Raw genomic sequence first — 15463 nt, 5'->3', positions numbered from 1 at the left:
CGTCGACGGCGGGAACGGAACCGGCTTCGTCAAACCCATTGTTGTTGCTTGAGAACCGATCCCGACCGAATATCGCGGCCAGGGCAAAGGCCGGGTGCCACGGCCACAGGATTATGCTCTAATCGCCGCGCTGGTCGGATCAAACTGGATAGTCACGAAGGCGGATTTGATGAATGATTTTTTGTCCCCCAGGGGGGGAGAACGTTCTGGCGACCCGGCCCGCATATCATCGTTCGGCAAGGCGTATCTTGCTTGGCCACTGATCGGCCTCGCAATCCTTGTGCTGGTCTACCGGTCGCTGAAATACGGCGGTTACTTTCCCGATGACGCCTATATCACCTTCCGCTTTGCCGAACATCTGAGCCGCGGGCTCGGCATCGTCTGGAACGAGGGCGGAGAGCCGACCGAAGGATCGACCTCCTTCCTGCAAACCCTGCTGGTCGCCGCCGGGTTTCGCATGGGCCTGCCGGTCGCGACCATCGCCTATACGATCAGCACCGTCTCGGTCATCGTGCTGTTGGTGGCGCTTTGGCGGATAACATTGCGGCTAACCGGGCAGTTCGCGCTGGGTATGGCGCTCCCCCTGGCACTGTTTCTGAGCGGCGTGCACTTTTCGCTTCATGTGAATGCGGGGATGGACACGATCGTGGCCATTGCTCTTTTATCGGTGAGTTTCCTGGCCGCCCTGAACCTCCTGGCGCGGCCGGGCTGGGCAAGGGCGCTTGCGCTGGTGCTGATCGGATTTCTCTGTCTCTGGTGCCGCCCCGACACCGCCCCCTATCTTTTGGGTCAGGGCGCCGTTCTGATCCTGGCCGCCCTTGGCGACTGGCGGTCGGGACGCAACCCGCAATTCCTGCACCAGCTTGTGACCGCCTATGCGCTGCTGATCATCGCGGGCATCGCCTATCTGGCATGGAAATACAGCTATTACGGCTACATTCTGCCGAATTCCTTCTACATCAAGGGGGCGGACCTCTCGGATCTGGCGGGGCTGGAGCCTGTCTTGCGGTTCCTGAAGGGAACCGCGACCTCCGGTGTGGTCCTTATAACCCTGCTGCCTTTTGTCGATTGGCGGGCCCTGCGTCCCGATGCCGAAAACCGGTCTCTGGCGCGGGTCGCGCTGCTGGTCGTGCCGGTGACCTGCTTTCTGCTCTACAACACCACCACCACGCATCTGGTGAACTATTCCAGCCGGTTCGAATATCCGGTAGCGGCCTTCTTCTGGATCGGTGCGGGATGGCTTCTGACCCGTGGGCGCGCCTTCGACCGGCTTTCGGCGTTCCTGCAAGGCCTTGGCGGCACGCGCGCGGGGTACGGAGCTGTGGCCATCATCGTGCTCATCGCCTTGGCCGTGCCGCTTCAGATCGACCGGCGGCACCATACGAAATGGTTCTCACTCGTTCAGATTATGCATTACGAACCTATCTCGGCCGCGCTTCTCCGGACAGGTGCCGGTCCCGAGATCACGCTCGTCTATGATGCAGCCGGCTTCATTCCGTTCGACAGCAAAGTGTCCTTCATTGACCCGGTCGGGTTGTGCGACAATACGCTTTCGGGGCGGACGCCGATAACACCGCTAGCGCGCGAGGAATACATCTGGGGGGCTGAACCGGATGTATATCTTGGCCCCTACCCGCCCGCGAGTCCCGGCGCTGTCAGCGCGGCAGACGACCCGCTGATGACCACCATTTATGCCCGGAAGATCCTGCTGAACCCGGAAACCTTTGCGGATTATGGGCCCTACATGCACAAGATGACGGATGCCGAACAGCAGGCATCGGTGCATTACCGGATGAGAGAGTTGCGCGACAACTGGATCGCGGTTGGCGAGATACCCTATCAATATGGCGTCGAAGCTGAATATACGCATTTCGTCTATGTCAGGGCGGCTTCACCCTACGCCAACAAACTGGTTGAGGAACTGGGCAAGGTCGCGACACGTAAACTCGAGGAGATCGACTTCAACGACGTGCTGAAGGGGCAGAAACCGCTGTCGCGTCAGGATGCGAAGCGCCTGTCGGCGATGCGCTGATCGGTCAGGCAATCGGCAAAGAGAACGGAGCAGCGTCCGCGATGGAAACGCGGGTAACGAAAACAGCGGGCCTTACATCAATAAGGCGGGGGCTGGCATGACGCCGGGGAAAAGCGAGAACATGGAAGACGAACGGCGGTCATTTATGGAACGCCTGCTTTTTCGCAAGGTTGAGCTGTGGTTCGTCGGCCTGCTGGTCACGGTCATGCTCGGGTTGACCGTGCTTTTCGGGGCGGTGGTTCGCAACCAACTGCTGGGTCATGACAAGTTCGGCGCCGCAGGCGTCGTGGCGCTGAAAGTGGCGGAGATACCCTCCACCATCCGTAAGATGACAAAACAGAAAGACAGAATGACAGCCGTCGACGGCGGCGTGAGATTCTTTGGCCGGAGTGGATGGAGCGCACCCGGCGACACGACCGGACTGGACGGCTACCTGTTACTGAGCCGTGTGGATGGGGACGCGGATCAGCAACATATCGAACTCGTGGACCTCAGAAACTTCGAAATCGTTCACACTTGGAATCCCGATGCAAATGATCTCTTCGCAGACATTCCAATTTGTGCTTATTGTAGTGAAAAGATCTCCAATAAAACATTCCGCCCAGTACACCCATTGGTTTTCCAGAATGGAGATCTCCTAGTAAAAAATCACAACTCACCACTTGCTCGAATTGATGTGTGCAGCCGTAAGGTTTGGGTGAATCCAACGATTTTTCACCATTCTAACAATATTGATGAAAATGGCGATATATGGTCGCCAGGGTATCTGTCAGAACCCGAAGCCAAAGCGAACAAATCGCGCGGCGAAGGCTACTATAACGAGGCAATCTACAAAATTTCTCCGGAGGGTGAAACACTTGCCAAATTTGATCTGACTAAAATTCTCGAACGCTCAGGGTACAAATATCTTCTGGCTGGCATGAACGAAGACTATCACGCGGATCCACTTCACCTGAATGACGTGCAACCTGTCATGAAGGATGGAAAATTTTGGAAGGCAGGAGATATTTTTTTAAGTATGCGCAACAAATCAACGGTTGCATTATTTCGTCCATCCGCGGGTAAAATTGTGTGGTTGAAGTCGGGGCCGTGGATTGTGCAACATGATGTTGATATCATTTCGGATTCCCAGATTTATATTTTCGACAACCATCTCCACCCGGACGTTGTGAAAACACATCCTAATGATTTTAATAGAATTGCTGTTTATGATTTTAGTAAGGATTCAGTTAATTATTTGTGGCAGGATAAATTTAAAAAATATGAAATCAAAACGGATACCGAGGGCCTTTATGACTTGTTGCCAAATGGTTACGTCATGATCGAAGAAACCAACTTTGGTCGAATCGTAATTTTTTCTTCTGACGGTGTATTGGCCGCTGAGTATATAAACGGAGGCTCCGATGGGCGCTCTTATATGCTGAACTGGAGTCGGTACGTCTCTAGAGTTCTGGGCGACAAGGTGAAGAACGCCGCTAAATCGGCGGCGTGTGGAAACTGACTTCACCCGCCCTGCCCTGACAGCCGCCGGTGGATTTCGGCGGCCGCCTTCTTACCCTCCCGCACAGCATAGTTCGTGCCCCTGTCTTCCGGATAGACCTGCGCCATTGAGGCAAGGAAGACATTGGCCATGGGCGTCTCGAAGTCCGGGATCAGGCGGGAATAGTGCCGCACGACGATCGGCTGGGCGTGGTCGGCCTTCCACAGGTGATGGCGCTTTACCCAGTCGGTCTGGAAGTCGGGGAACATGCGCTGGATATGCGGCGTGGCGAAGTCGAGCATCTCATCCGCACTCATCCCGAACAGCCGGTCGTCAGTCGGCAGGTATTTTGAGAGATAGACGATATGGCGCCCGCCATAAGAGTCGGTCGGTTCGAAATTCGTGTGTTCGATGACACCGACGAAGGGGAAATCGGGATCGTTGATATTGATCCAGTAAAGCTCTGAAAGCGAACGGTCGAGTTCCAGTACAAGGCATACATTGCCGAGATACTCGATCGCCTTCAGGCTGTCGGCATAAGACGGCGCGACATGGTTTGCCATGAGATCGGCGGCCAGCGGCAGAGGCGTGGTCACAAGGACGCAGCGTGCCCTGACCGGCCCGATTTCCGTGTCGAGCCGGATCGTGTCATCCCCGGGCGCGATGCCGGCCACCCCTGCCCCGGTCGCAACCCGCCCCCCCTGACGTTCGACATAAGCCCCGACCTCACGTGCAAGCCGGGCAAAGCCGCCCTTGAAATAGGCCAGTTCCTCGGCCCCGCCAGACCCGCGGCTGCCGCCTCTGAGCGTCAGCTTGTTCCAGAACCAGACCGCCGAGATCTGTTCGGCGTAACGGCCGAACTTGCCGATCAGCAGCGGCTCCCAGATCACCTTGTAAGCCTTCTTGCCGAATAGCCGGATCAGCCATTCCTTGGCCGTCAGCGCCTCCAGCCGCTGCCAGTCCTTCACCCGGCGCACGGCGAGCGTGGCAAAGCCGGTGCGGATCCGGTCGAAAAGCGGGATCGCGTCGAATTTCAGCAAGTCGAAGGGCGTGGAGAGGCGGAAACTTTTCCCCGCGTAATACATTCCCGTCGACGAGGCGCGGAAGACGATCTGGTCGGCAACGCCCACCTGCGCGGCGAGGTCCGAGATATGGCGGTCGGAGGTGAACCAATGATGGTAGAACCGCTCCAGTTCGTATCCGCCAACGTCGAATCCGGCGGCAAGCCCGCCCAGTTCAGCCTCTTTTTCCAGCACGATCACCGACCGACCCTTCTTGGCCAGATCCGCCGCCGCCGCGAGCCCGGTGAATCCGCCGCCGATCACGGCGCAATCGTAGATCTTGGTCTCGCTCATGGGGCGCGGGCTCCCTGCATTTACTCGCTACGACGAAAGGTGACGCGGGCGTTCAGCGTGTACTGGACCGCGATCACCACGATGATCGAGGCCGCCTTGGCCACGAACGGATTGACCTGCATCAGGTCGATCAGCACGAGGAGAACGCCTGTGGAGGAGAGATAACCGATCCCGGCGACACCAACGAAAATCGCGAGCCGCCGCAAGGCGGCATCCAATACGCCGAAGGTGATCGCGCGGTTCAGGATGAAGCTGAGCAGTGTTCCGGCCGCGTAACCCGCGATGTTGGCCGCGTGATGCCATGTGCCGGACGCGACGAGCGCCGAGTACAGCCCGAAATCGAGCGCCACGCCGCTGCCGCCGCAGACCACATAGAGCGCGAATTGCCGAAGCTCGGGCGGCAGGAATGACACCAGTTTTTGCAGCATCACGTCTGACGCGCCTTGTCGCGCAGGGTCTGTTCCCTGTGGCGGAATCGGTCGGGGCCCAGAACCTCCATCACCAGGAAGAGCGGTCGCTGTTTGGCCTCGCCATAGATGCGTCCGACATATTCCCCGATTATCCCGAGAAAGACGAGTTGCAACCCGCCAAGCATCAGCGACGAGATGAAGAGGAGTGTCCAGCCGGGCACCCAGATATCGGTCATCAGACGCGAAATCAGTGCATAGATTATGCCGATGATCGAAAAAAGGAAAAGCGTCATGCCAACGAGCGTCACCATGCGCAGCGGCACGACCGAGAAGGAAACAACACCGTCCAAGGCCAGCAGGATCATCTTGCGCAACGGGTATTTCGATACCCCCGCGAAACGCTTTTCGCGCTCATAGGGAAGTGCTGTCTGGTGGAAGCCCACCCAAGACGCCATCGCCCGGATCATCCGGTGGCGTTCGCGCATCAGCCTGAGCGCGTCGGCGGCGGCGCGGTCGATCAGCCGGAAGTCACCCGCATCGAGCGGCAGCGGCACTTCGGACAGAAGATTGATGAAGCGATAGAAGGCTTTTGCGGTCCAGAGCTTGAATGCCGTTTCGCCCTCGCGGGTTGTACGCACTCCGTAAACAATATCATAGCCTTGCCGCCATTTGTCCACCATATCGGCAATGAGCTCCGGCGGATCCTGAAGGTCGGCGTCGATCAGGACGACGGCGTCGCCGTCGGCATAATCCAGACCGGCTGTTACAGCGACCTGATGGCCGAAATTCCGCGACAGCCGAACCACACCGACATTGTCGGTACCGCTCTGGATGTCGCGCAGCTTCAGTGCAGTGAGGTCGGAACTGCCGTCATCGACATAGATGATTTCGTATTTGAGGCCCGCACCGCCCAGTACATTGGTCAGCCGTTCATGAGTGTAGTGAATGACTTCTTCTTCATTATAACACGGCACGATCACCGAAATCAGCGGATTTGCCGGACGATTGCCCCGGGGGGCGCCTTGCAAGTCTTCCGGGGTCGAGATGCCCATATCAATACGTCCTGAACGGCTGTGCTAATAAATCCTTGCCACAATAGGCTGAACTGCAAGGCCTTTCTACCGCATCCAAGACCTCGGGCGATGAAAGTTGCCCGATGATACTTCGGGGTCAACACCGGTTTGCGCGGCACGACATTGTTTCGGCTCCGTCATCGAAAGTCGCATGGAATGCTTTGAAAGTGGACCTTGGGCTGGCACCGCCCATGTTCCGGTTGCCAAACGTCTCTCGCGCAATGAAACTGGAGGCCGTTGATGCGATGAAGACCGATGGGGCATTCTCGGTTTCAGGCGAGTTGGAGCAAGGTATTGGTCGGTAAAAAGGATACCGCGGCAGGCACGCGCTCCGTCCTTCTGACTTATCTGCAGGAAATCCGTCCCCATCAATGGGTCAAGAACCTATTGGTATTCGTACCTATGTTGGCAGCCCACCAGCTTGATATGGCGACATTCACGCAAAGCCTCATCGCCTTTGCGTCTTTCTGCCTGATCGCATCAAGCGTTTACGTATTGAACGATCTTATGGATATTGAGGTCGATCGGGCCCATCCCCGCAAACGCTTCCGCCCCATCGCCTCTGGCTTGGTCCCGTTGGCCCACGGCAGGTGGATGGCCGCAGCCCTGCTGGTCGCGGGCTTCACACTGGCAATCTGGACAAGCCTTCTTCTGGCACTGGTGGCAGCCGGTTACTACGCCGCGACCCTTGCCTATTCGCTGGTGATCAAGCGCCAACCGATCCTCGACATCTGGCTGCTGGCGGGGCTTTATACGACAAGGATTCTGGCTGGTGCCGCTGCAACGGAAATCGGCCTCTCGGTCTGGCTTCTGGCCTTTTCGGGCTTTTTCTTCTCGGCGCTGGCAGCGGTCAAGCGGCAGGCTGAACTCGTCGATGGCCTGAGCCGGGGCAAGAGCGCGGCGGCAGGCCGGGGGTACCGGGTGGAGGACCTGCCGCTGATCTCGCAGATCGGAATCTCGGCCGGTTACGTCGCCGTTCTGGTGATGGCGCTCTATATCGAGTCGCATACCGTGGCGGAGCTTTATCCCTTCCGCGCGGCGCTTCTTGCAATCTGTCCGATCCTTTTCTTCTGGATCACCCGAATGGTCATGGTTGCCCATCGCGGCAATATGCACGACGATCCGATCGTGTTTGCCTTCCGCGACCGTGCGAGCCAGATTTGTCTGGTGGCAATCGGGATCAGCGTGTGGGTCGCAGCATCGGCGCCTTTCCGGTAAGGCTTGTCATGTTTCTGCGCGATGATGGGGCCATATGGGAACAGCCGGAATGACGGGAATTATTAGACGGCTGCCTCTCGCAGTGATGACCGGATTAGGCGGTTATCTTGTATTGTTGGCGTTTGTGCCCCGGCTTGTCGTGGCCAACCCCGAGACAGAAGTTGTCAGCGCGGCGCTGGCCCTTGGCTACAATGCGCCCCTTGCCTATTCGGTCGTACTGCTCTGGTCGCTGATCCTGATCCTGTCGGCGGCCTTATCGGGCAAAGCCCATATGGCCGCCCCGGAACCCGCGCTCGGCTGCGGGCGGTTCGTTATCTGGGAACTGGTGGCAGTATTTGCGCTCTTCTTCCTGGCCTATTTCCCGGTATTCCTAGCCCGTTACGCCCCCATAACCGAAGATCACGGGTTCATCACCGCGCTCTTTCGTATGGTTTGCGGTCAAATACCGTTCAAGGATTTCGAGTTCCTCTACGGTCCGGCAATGATCTATTCACTCTGGTGGTGGGGACAGGTTTTTGGTGTTTCGGTGACATCTTACTTCAGCTTCCTCGCAATGCAGGAGGCGGTGCAGTTCACGGTTCTGATGGCTGTGCTGCAACTGGCCATCGCTGATCGGCGGCGCCGGTACTTGGTCTTTCTTCTTGTGCTGCCCTTCCTGGTCGACACGCTACTGGGTGTAAACTGGAGTGCACTCCGGCGGCTTTTGGCAGTGTTCGCGCTGCTTCTAGCGGCCATGCGCCCCTTCGATTTCCGCATGAATGTCGCGGTCGCCGTCCTCATCGGGCTGTATGCCACGTATTCGCATGAATACGCCGCTGCCGCGCTTTTTGGTATCGGGCTTATGTACGGGGTCCTGCTGCTCGGCCCCAACCGCCGCCGGGCGCTGGTCAGCGGGCCGGTGATCGCACTCGGCGCGCTGGTGGTTTGGGCGGCCGGTATCTATGCGATGCTGGGACCGGACTGGCCCCATTACATCGAGACGATGAAACGGGTCGTTGGCGTGATGTCGCAGGGCCATGTGAGCTTTGCATTTCACTGGACACTGAATTCGGTCGCGCTGTTTACACTGATGACGCTCGCCTGCCTCGCCGTCGGCGGGGCAATGACCCGCTTCCGTCAGGGTGCGTCGATGGGTGATCTCTTCCTCGTCGGGGCGTTTGGTTTTACGCTTGTCGCGTTGAAAAGCGGCCTTACACGTGCCGATCACTGGCACCTTGGGGCGGCGTTCACAGCGTTGTTCTTCGCTTTTCTCCTGCCGCTCAACTCTCTGGCGGTCTCCATCAGCCCGCAAATGCGAAAAGCCGGCGTGATCTTGATCGCGATTGCTGGATTGAGTTATTTGCTTGGGATTCATAGTTCCAGCAAACGCTATGCACGGGCATATCTGCGCGGGGCGGAGGATGTGCTGAGCGGGGCCCGGACGGTCGAGTTCGCGCCGGGGGAATTCCGAGGCCCAACCGCCGAAGAAGAGCATACCAAACCAAATGCTAAACTGTCTGCGATCGGCCGCTATCTTGCTGACCCTGCGCGTACGGACCGGCCGGTTCTTTATTACGGAACCGCATGGATGGTTGCGCCACGGATCGGCGCCTGTTCCGAATACTTCCCGCTCGACGCGTTGATGTATTCCGAACTGCCGAACCCGGGCGCGGAGTTTCTTGAACGTCACCGCGACGCCTTTGTGGTGATGACGCGAGCCGACTATCTCCGCGTGTTCGAAGGCGAGACCAAGCAGAAAGAAAGTGAGCTTGCCCTGATCCCTTGGCTGGGTAGTTGGCTGACTTCGGTGCATTTCACTCAGGTCGATCTAGAGGCCCGATTGCTTCAAGATGCGCGTGACAGGACAACTGGCGCTTATCTGCGTGAATATTACGAACTGGAAAACCTGCCCGAACCCTTCGGCCGCGAAGTGCTGCTGCGGCCGAAGGCGCGCTGATGATCGGGGGCGTTATTGTGAACGGCGATCAAACGGTTAGAGTGCAACGGCTTTTCAGGGGAACATGACCATGCCAGATCGACCACGCAGCCGTATCAATTGGCACAGGATTCATTCAATCTTCGGCCTCACCGCGTCGCTGTTTCTCGCTTTCATGTTCCTGACCGGTACGCTGCTTGTTTTTTCTCATGAGATCGACAGGGTGCTGGATTCCCGGAGTCACATTGACCCCACGCCCGGCGGGAAGGTGAGTTGGGGTCGCGTATACGATGCGATAGTTGCCGACAATCCGGGACGTTCTGTAGTGCGCATGGTTAGATCCGAGGATGCGTCCATCAGCGATCTCGTCGTTGTATTGGAACCGGATAGCAAAGGGGATCGTGGCTTATTGGTCAATCCTTATAATGGGCAGGTGTTGGGGTACGCCAATCGTCACAAGTTTCATGCTATCATGCTGCAACTGCATGAACGTCTGTTCGTTGAGGGTAGAAAAGGCAGATTACTTGTATCGGTTTTCGCGCTGCCGCTGACGGTTGCGATTATCGCGGGCATTATGACCTATCGCCGGTTCTGGACCGGCTTTTTTCGCTTGCCGCGCCGGTCCGGCAGCAGCCGCGCCTTCTTCAGCGGTCTACACCGTCTGATCGCGGTCTGGTCATTGGTATTTTTCGTTCCCATGGCACTCACATCGTTGTGGTACTTCGCGGAAGCCGCCGGGTTGGGCGTGCAAACCGAGGCAAACTTCCGGACGGAGAGACGTGAAACCCTCCTGCCGGACGCATTCGACGGTGCCAGGTTAGACGCGGCGATACAGATCGCGGCGGAAGCTATGCCAAGTCAAGTGGTGTCCGAAGTCCGTCTCCCCCGGGCGAAATTCGAGTCGATCGTGGTCTTGGGGCAGGCAACCGCTATTCTGGTGACCGAGCGGCAGAATTCGATTCATATCGACCCCGAGACATTAAACATCGTGGGGATCCAGCGAGCCGAGGACCTGTCCCTGCATCAGCGTATCTCCGCCGCCGCCGATCCGATTCACTTCGGGCTCTGGGGCGGTTTGACAACCAAGATCCTGTATACCGGTTTTGGCATCGCGCTGACGGCGCTGGCTGTTTTCGGAATTGTCATCAATGCCAAGCGCCTGAGTGCAATGGAGGCGAAGCGTCCGACCGGGCCCGCGCGTTCGGCCTTCGGACGGACCTGGCGCGCGATGGGACCCTACGGGTCGGGTGCCTGGCTGTCGGTCGGTCTGATTGCCTGGGGCCTCGGCAATATGCTCTACATCCTCCTCTTCACGTAACAATAGGCGTCAACTGCCCCTGCCCCGGCGTCCAGTGACAAGTGGTATCTCGTCAGTCAGGACATAGGAAATCAGGAAGAAGGTCACGATGGCCATGGGAGGCAGCAGCAGTGCCTGTGACCAAAGTTCCGACAATCCCGCCGCGATGAGAAGGCTCAGCACCCATTTGTTCAGAGCGAAGGCTGCGACATAGGCGAGGATATAGGCCGGCAGGCGACCGAAGCCCTTTGTCTTGAAGACGATGCGGGCATGCGTGATGAAGTTCCACATGACGCCGATCACGTAGGCCAGCGCCAGCGACAGTTGCCAGGGTAGTCCACCAATGCGCAGAAGCAGCGCGTAGATCACCCAGCCAAACGCGGTGTTCACGACGCCGACGAAGAGGAATTTTACAAATCGCCAGAGGCCCGGGCGCTCCTGAAGGGCAAGGATCATACGCGCATCCCCTCGGCCTTCAGAACGGCGCGCACGCCGCTTTCCAGATCATAATGCGGTGTGAAGCCGACCTCGTCGCGCAGCCGGGTCACATCCGCCTCGATCAGGGGTGGATCATCGGGCCTGCGCGCAATCGCGCCAAGCCGGATCAGATCTTCGCGTCCAGCGGCCCGGGCGAATGCGCCGACGAGATCGCGCACCGCGATGGCATCGCCCGAGCCGATATTCACCGGGCCTTCTACGGGGCTTTCCATGAGTTCGGCCAAAGCCCTGCCCAGATCGGCAGTGTGCAGGTAATCACGGCGTTGAAGACCGTCAGTGCAATCGACCGGCCGACCAGCAAGCAGCCCCCGGACCAGATCGCCGATCAGCCGACCTTCGGGTTCCCCGGGACCGTAACAGAAGAAGGGCCGCGCCCAGGCGAGCGACAGGCCGAGTGTCCGCGCCCCGGCCACTGCGGCAAGCGACGTTGCCGCCTTGGCGGCACCGTAGATCGACGCCGGGCGGAGGGGCGTTGTCTCATCCATCCGCCCCGGCCCCTGCCAATCGTATTCGGCGCAACTGCCGACCATCACTGCCCGCCTGCCGCCGGCCGCGGCAAACGCGCTGAGGAGCCGAAGACTGGCGCCTACCCAGTCGAGATTGGCCGGCGCGTTCATTCGGTCGGGCCTGTCATGCCAGGCGAGGTGCAACATGTGATCGGCACGCGCGGCAGTTGCCACCGCCTCGGGGTCGGCCAGCAGATGGCCGCGCAGGCCCGGGCCGCGCCGGGATACCGGGATGACATCAAAGCCGCGCGCGGCAAGCGCGGCGGCGGTCTGGCGTCCGATCAGACCGGACGCACCTGTCAGAAGAACGCGTTTACGGGTCATGCCGTGATCTTGATCGATGGTACCGCTGTGACAAAGCGCGTATTGTTGAGGCCCATCTGCTTGAGCTGGGCAATAATCTCGGATTTCAGGTTCCAGGGCAGGATGAGCACGAAATCGGGCGGCAGATCGACGAGTTTCGGCACGTCGAAGACGGGAATGGAACTGCCGGGAAGGAGCGTGTCCTGCTTGGCCGGATTTCGGTCGACGCAATAGGAGATGAGATCGGGACCGATGCCGCAATAGTTGAGGAGCGTATTTCCCTTGGCGGCAGCTCCATAGGCCGCGACCAGTTTGCCATCGGCGCGGGCCCGTTCGAGGAACTTGCGCAGACCATCGCGGACGGCCTCGCAGCGTTCGGAAAAGCCCTGATAGCCCTCGGCGCTGTTCAGATGTGCCGCCGCCTCGTCGGCGCGGACCTTGGCCACCCCCTGCCCCTCGGCATGGCTCGCCTCATTCCGGCAGCCATAGACCCGGAGTGAGCCCCCATGGGTCGGCAGTTGCTCCACGTCGAAGACGCGCAGACCGTGTTTGGCAAAGATCCCCTCGACCGCGAGGAGAGACAGGTAGGAATAGTGTTCGTGGTAGATCGTGTCGAACTGCACCTCTTCGATGAGCCGCAGCAGATGGGGGAACTCGACTGTGTACACCGCGTCGCCGGTCAGAAGTTCGGCAACGCCCGCGACGAAATCGTCGATATCGGGGACATGGGCCAGCACATTGGCCGAACAGATCAGGTCGGGTCGCCTGCCTTCATGGACAAGCCGCCGGGCGAGTGTCGCACCGAAGAACTCCACCAGTGTCGGCACGCCGATCTTTTCGGCGGCTGCCGCGACCGAACCGGAAGGTTCGATCCCGAGAACCGGGATGCCCGCGGCCACAAAGTTCTTGAGAAGATAGCCGTCGTTCGATGCGATCTCGATCACCAGACTTTCAGGTCCGAGGTCGAGCCGCTTGATCATCGCGCTGACATAACGGGCGCAATGGGCGAGCCAGCTGTCGGAGAAGGACGAGAAGTAGGCATAGTCCCCGGTAAAGATCCGCTCAGCCGGTACGTCTGTGTCAAGTTGCACCAGCCAACAGTTTTCACAGACCCTTGCGTGCAATGGGAAGACCGGCTCGGGCTCCGCCGCGCGGCCGATCGGTACGTAGGAATTCGACACCGCCGAGATACCGAGATCGACAAGTGTCAAGGAAAGGTCAGCTCCACAGTTGCGGCAGCGGCAATGGGCCACGACGTTTGGGTCAACAACGGTCATCGGACAATAACTCCTCATACTCGTTAAGCTGCGCGTCGCAGAGTTCGGAGGCCGCGCGGCCCGCTGCCCAACCGGCATACCAGTCTGCGGTCAGGCGGACACAGTCACCAAAGCCGGTCACCGGACGCCAGCCAAGTTCGCGTTCGGCGCGAGTGGAGTCGAGACGGAGCACTCTTGCCTCGTGCAGATCCTGGCCTGCAGGGGCAATGTCCAGCCGACCGCAGCCGAGGGCTGCGACCATTGCCTCGGCCACTTCGACCACGGCGCGTTCATCGCGACGATCCGGGCCAAAGTTCCACCCTGTAGCCGCGAGATCATCGCCCGCGACCAGACGTTCGGCGACCATCAGATAGCCGCGCAGGGGCTCAAGCACATGTTGCCATGGCCGCACCGACCGTGGCGCGCGCAGAGTGACCCTGCCTTCCGGGCCAAGACAGCCCCGCACGATGTCGGGAACCAGCCGATCTTCGGACCAGTCGCCGCCGCCGATGACGTTGCCCGCGCGCACGATCGCAACGCGCGCCGGATGGCCGGAAGGGTTTCCGGGAAGGAAATAGCTGCGTGCCATCGAGGAGGCCGCGATATCGGCGGCACCCTTCGACCCCGAATACGGATCACGCCCGCCAAGTGCGTCGCCTTCGCGATAGCCCCATATCTGTTCAGTGTTTTCATAGGCCTTGTCGGAGGTCGCAATCACCACGGCGCGCAAGTCCGGACAGGCTCTAGCCGCATCAAGCAGGTTGACGGTGCCCATCACATTGGAGGCAAAGGTCCCGACGGGGTCGCGATAGCTGCGCCGCACCAAGGCTTGCGCGGCGAGATGCAGGATGACCTCTGGCCGCGCCGCACCGAGCGCATCCTGAAGCGCATCGCGATCATTCAGGTCAGCAGTAACCGAGCCAATGTCGATCTGCCCCAGCAACGACCACAAGTTCGGCGTGCCCTCAGGGGGCAGCGCATAACCCGTGACCTCGGCCCCCATGCGGCGCAGCCAGATCGCGAGCCAGGCACCCTTGAAGCCGGTATGGCCGGTGACGAAAACCCGCCTGCCTTTCCAGAACGACCGGTTCACGCCCAGACCTTCCAGGGCGCGTCGCCGGCAGCCCAATGTTCTTCCAGTTCTTGACGTTCACGCACCGTGTCCATCGGCTGCCAGAAACCGCGGTGTTCGTAGGCGCAAAGCTCACCCTGCTCGGCAAGCTGGCGCAGCGGCGCCTGCTCCCAAACGGTTTGGTCACCGTCCAGATACTTCCCTACCCCGGGTGAGAGAACGAAAAAGCCACCGTTGATCAGCCCGCCCTCGCCGATCGGCTTTTCAGAGAAATCCGAGACTCGATTGCCATCGAGACGCAACTGACCAAAACGCCGGGGCGGTGGCACAGCGGTGACGGTGGCCATCTTTCCATGCGCGCGATGAAAGTCCACCAGAGCGGTGATGTCGACATCACCAACTCCGTCGCCATAGGTCAGGCAGAACGCTTCCTCATCCTTCAGAAACGGCATCACTCGTGCGAGCCGCCCGCCGGTCATGGAATTCTGCCCGGTATCTACGAGCGTCACGCGCCAGGGTTCCGAGGCGGTTCGGTGTACCTCCATCTGGCCCGAGCGCAGATCAAAACTGACGTCGGAGTTATGAAGGTAATAGTTGGCGAAATACTCCTTGATCACATAGCCGCGGTAGCCAAGGCAGATGATGAAATCGTTGATGTTATGGGCGCTGTAGATCTTCATGATATGCCACAGCATCGGATGCCCGCCGATCTCAACCATCGGCTTGGGAATGCGTACGGTTTCCTCGCTCAGCCGGGTTCCAAGCCCCCCCGCCAGAATAACGCATTTCATTCTGCAATCACCTTTCCCAAGCACCCGGTCGTGTCGTCGCGGACCAACCGTCCGTCATGCTGTCAACTATCCGCGGTATCGTAATATCTTGTCGATGACGTTCTGCCCGGGCTTCAAGCATTTCGCAAAAACGTCCTCCGCGAAAAGACTAAACCGCCACCGTGCAACTGATCGGGCCGCTGCCGCAACCTCGGACACACTCCCTGCACCCGATGACCGGCGTGAAGACGATACATCAGAACGCCAGAGTGGACAAA

The 15463-nt window shown here is 59.3% G+C and carries 13 protein-coding genes; 5 read left to right on the top strand and 8 right to left on the bottom strand.

The window, feature by feature from the left end:
- Positions 1–169 precede the first annotated feature (169 nt).
- Complete coding sequence (locus OEZ71_RS00175) at positions 170–2032, top strand: type VI secretion system contractile sheath small subunit (protein ID WP_263737912.1); 1863 nt, start codon at positions 170–172, stop codon at positions 2030–2032.
- Positions 2033–2129: 97 nt separating this feature from the next.
- Positions 2130–3533 (top strand): arylsulfotransferase family protein, encoded by a 1404-nt coding sequence (locus tag OEZ71_RS00170; RefSeq protein ID WP_263737911.1) that lies wholly within the window; start codon positions 2130–2132, stop codon positions 3531–3533.
- A 2-nt stretch (positions 3534–3535) separates the two neighbouring features.
- Here OEZ71_RS00170 and OEZ71_RS00165 read toward each other — a convergent pair whose 3' ends face one another.
- Genes OEZ71_RS00165 through OEZ71_RS00155 form a run of 3 tightly spaced genes read right to left on the bottom strand, consistent with a single transcriptional unit; the run spans position 3536 to position 6329 of the window.
- Complete coding sequence (locus OEZ71_RS00165) at positions 3536–4867, bottom strand: NAD(P)/FAD-dependent oxidoreductase (RefSeq protein ID WP_263737910.1); 1332 nt, start codon at positions 4865–4867, stop codon at positions 3536–3538.
- Positions 4868–4887: 20 nt separating this feature from the next.
- Positions 4888–5295, bottom strand: coding sequence for a GtrA family protein (locus OEZ71_RS00160; RefSeq protein ID WP_263737909.1), 408 nt, complete (start codon positions 5293–5295; stop codon positions 4888–4890).
- A complete protein-coding gene (locus tag OEZ71_RS00155) occupies positions 5295–6329 on the bottom strand; it encodes a glycosyltransferase family 2 protein (RefSeq protein WP_263737908.1) in 1035 nt (344 codons plus the stop codon). Before OEZ71_RS00155 ends, OEZ71_RS00160 begins: the two co-directional genes overlap by 1 nt.
- 276 nt (positions 6330–6605) lie before the next feature.
- On the opposite strand from OEZ71_RS00155, the gene OEZ71_RS00150 reads away from it, so the two are divergent.
- The 3 genes from OEZ71_RS00150 (at position 6606) to OEZ71_RS00140 (ending at position 10801) form a co-directional block, all read left to right on the top strand.
- Positions 6606–7568, top strand: coding sequence for a UbiA family prenyltransferase (locus OEZ71_RS00150; protein WP_263737907.1), 963 nt, complete (start codon positions 6606–6608; stop codon positions 7566–7568).
- 115 nt (positions 7569–7683) lie between these two features.
- Complete coding sequence (locus OEZ71_RS00145; RefSeq protein WP_263737906.1) at positions 7684–9504, top strand: hypothetical protein; 1821 nt, start codon at positions 7684–7686, stop codon at positions 9502–9504.
- A gap of 64 nt (positions 9505–9568) precedes the next feature.
- Complete coding sequence (locus OEZ71_RS00140) at positions 9569–10801, top strand: PepSY-associated TM helix domain-containing protein (protein ID WP_263737905.1); 1233 nt, start codon at positions 9569–9571, stop codon at positions 10799–10801.
- A gap of 9 nt (positions 10802–10810) precedes the next feature.
- Here OEZ71_RS00140 and OEZ71_RS00135 read toward each other — a convergent pair whose 3' ends face one another.
- The 5 genes from OEZ71_RS00135 to rfbF are packed head-to-tail and all read right to left on the bottom strand — an operon-like array spanning position 10811 to position 15206.
- Positions 10811–11236, bottom strand: coding sequence for a GtrA family protein (locus OEZ71_RS00135; RefSeq protein ID WP_263737904.1), 426 nt, complete (start codon positions 11234–11236; stop codon positions 10811–10813).
- Positions 11233–12108, bottom strand: coding sequence for an NAD-dependent epimerase/dehydratase family protein (locus tag OEZ71_RS00130; RefSeq protein WP_263737903.1), 876 nt, complete (start codon positions 12106–12108; stop codon positions 11233–11235). Before OEZ71_RS00130 ends, OEZ71_RS00135 begins: the two co-directional genes overlap by 4 nt.
- Positions 12105–13364: a class I SAM-dependent methyltransferase gene (locus OEZ71_RS00125; protein WP_263737902.1), complete on the bottom strand. Its 1260-nt coding sequence runs from the start codon at positions 13362–13364 to the stop codon at positions 12105–12107. Before OEZ71_RS00125 ends, OEZ71_RS00130 begins: the two co-directional genes overlap by 4 nt.
- Positions 13351–14436 carry a CDP-glucose 4,6-dehydratase gene (rfbG, locus tag OEZ71_RS00120; RefSeq protein WP_263737901.1) on the bottom strand — a complete coding sequence of 362 codons (1086 nt, stop codon included), beginning with the start codon at positions 14434–14436 and terminating at the stop codon, positions 13351–13353. The genes OEZ71_RS00125 and rfbG overlap by 14 nt, the downstream gene beginning before the upstream one ends.
- On the bottom strand, positions 14433–15206 hold the full coding sequence (rfbF, locus tag OEZ71_RS00115) for a glucose-1-phosphate cytidylyltransferase (protein WP_263737900.1): 774 nt from the start codon (positions 15204–15206) through the stop codon (positions 14433–14435). Before rfbF ends, rfbG begins: the two co-directional genes overlap by 4 nt.
- Between the last annotated feature and the right edge of the window lie 257 nt (positions 15207–15463).

It is taken from the genome of Albidovulum litorale (assembly GCF_025751495.1).
GTDB lineage: Bacteria > Pseudomonadota > Alphaproteobacteria > Rhodobacterales > Rhodobacteraceae > Albidovulum > Albidovulum litorale.
This window is presented reverse-complemented; position numbering and strand designations above follow the sequence as displayed.

What these genes read in the sequence shown, in the direction of transcription:
- OEZ71_RS00170 (WP_263737911.1), top strand. Translation starts at nt 2,130, where the DNA reads ATGACGCCGGGGAAAAGCGAGAACATGGAAGACGAACGGCGGTCATTT.
- rfbF (WP_263737900.1), bottom strand. Translation starts at nt 15,206, where the DNA reads ATGAAATGCGTTATTCTGGCGGGGGGGCTTGGAACCCGGCTGAGCGAG.
- OEZ71_RS00150 (WP_263737907.1), top strand. Translation starts at nt 6,606, where the DNA reads ATGGGGCATTCTCGGTTTCAGGCGAGTTGGAGCAAGGTATTGGTCGGT.
- OEZ71_RS00125 (WP_263737902.1), bottom strand. Translation starts at nt 13,364, where the DNA reads ATGACCGTTGTTGACCCAAACGTCGTGGCCCATTGCCGCTGCCGCAAC.
- OEZ71_RS00130 (WP_263737903.1), bottom strand. Translation starts at nt 12,108, where the DNA reads ATGACCCGTAAACGCGTTCTTCTGACAGGTGCGTCCGGTCTGATCGGA.
- OEZ71_RS00160 (WP_263737909.1), bottom strand. Translation starts at nt 5,295, where the DNA reads ATGCTGCAAAAACTGGTGTCATTCCTGCCGCCCGAGCTTCGGCAATTC.
- OEZ71_RS00135 (WP_263737904.1), bottom strand. Translation starts at nt 11,236, where the DNA reads ATGATCCTTGCCCTTCAGGAGCGCCCGGGCCTCTGGCGATTTGTAAAA.
- OEZ71_RS00165 (WP_263737910.1), bottom strand. Translation starts at nt 4,867, where the DNA reads ATGAGCGAGACCAAGATCTACGATTGCGCCGTGATCGGCGGCGGATTC.
- OEZ71_RS00175 (WP_263737912.1), top strand. Translation starts at nt 170, where the DNA reads ATGAATGATTTTTTGTCCCCCAGGGGGGGAGAACGTTCTGGCGACCCG.
- OEZ71_RS00155 (WP_263737908.1), bottom strand. Translation starts at nt 6,329, where the DNA reads ATGGGCATCTCGACCCCGGAAGACTTGCAAGGCGCCCCCCGGGGCAAT.
- OEZ71_RS00140 (WP_263737905.1), top strand. Translation starts at nt 9,569, where the DNA reads ATGACCATGCCAGATCGACCACGCAGCCGTATCAATTGGCACAGGATT.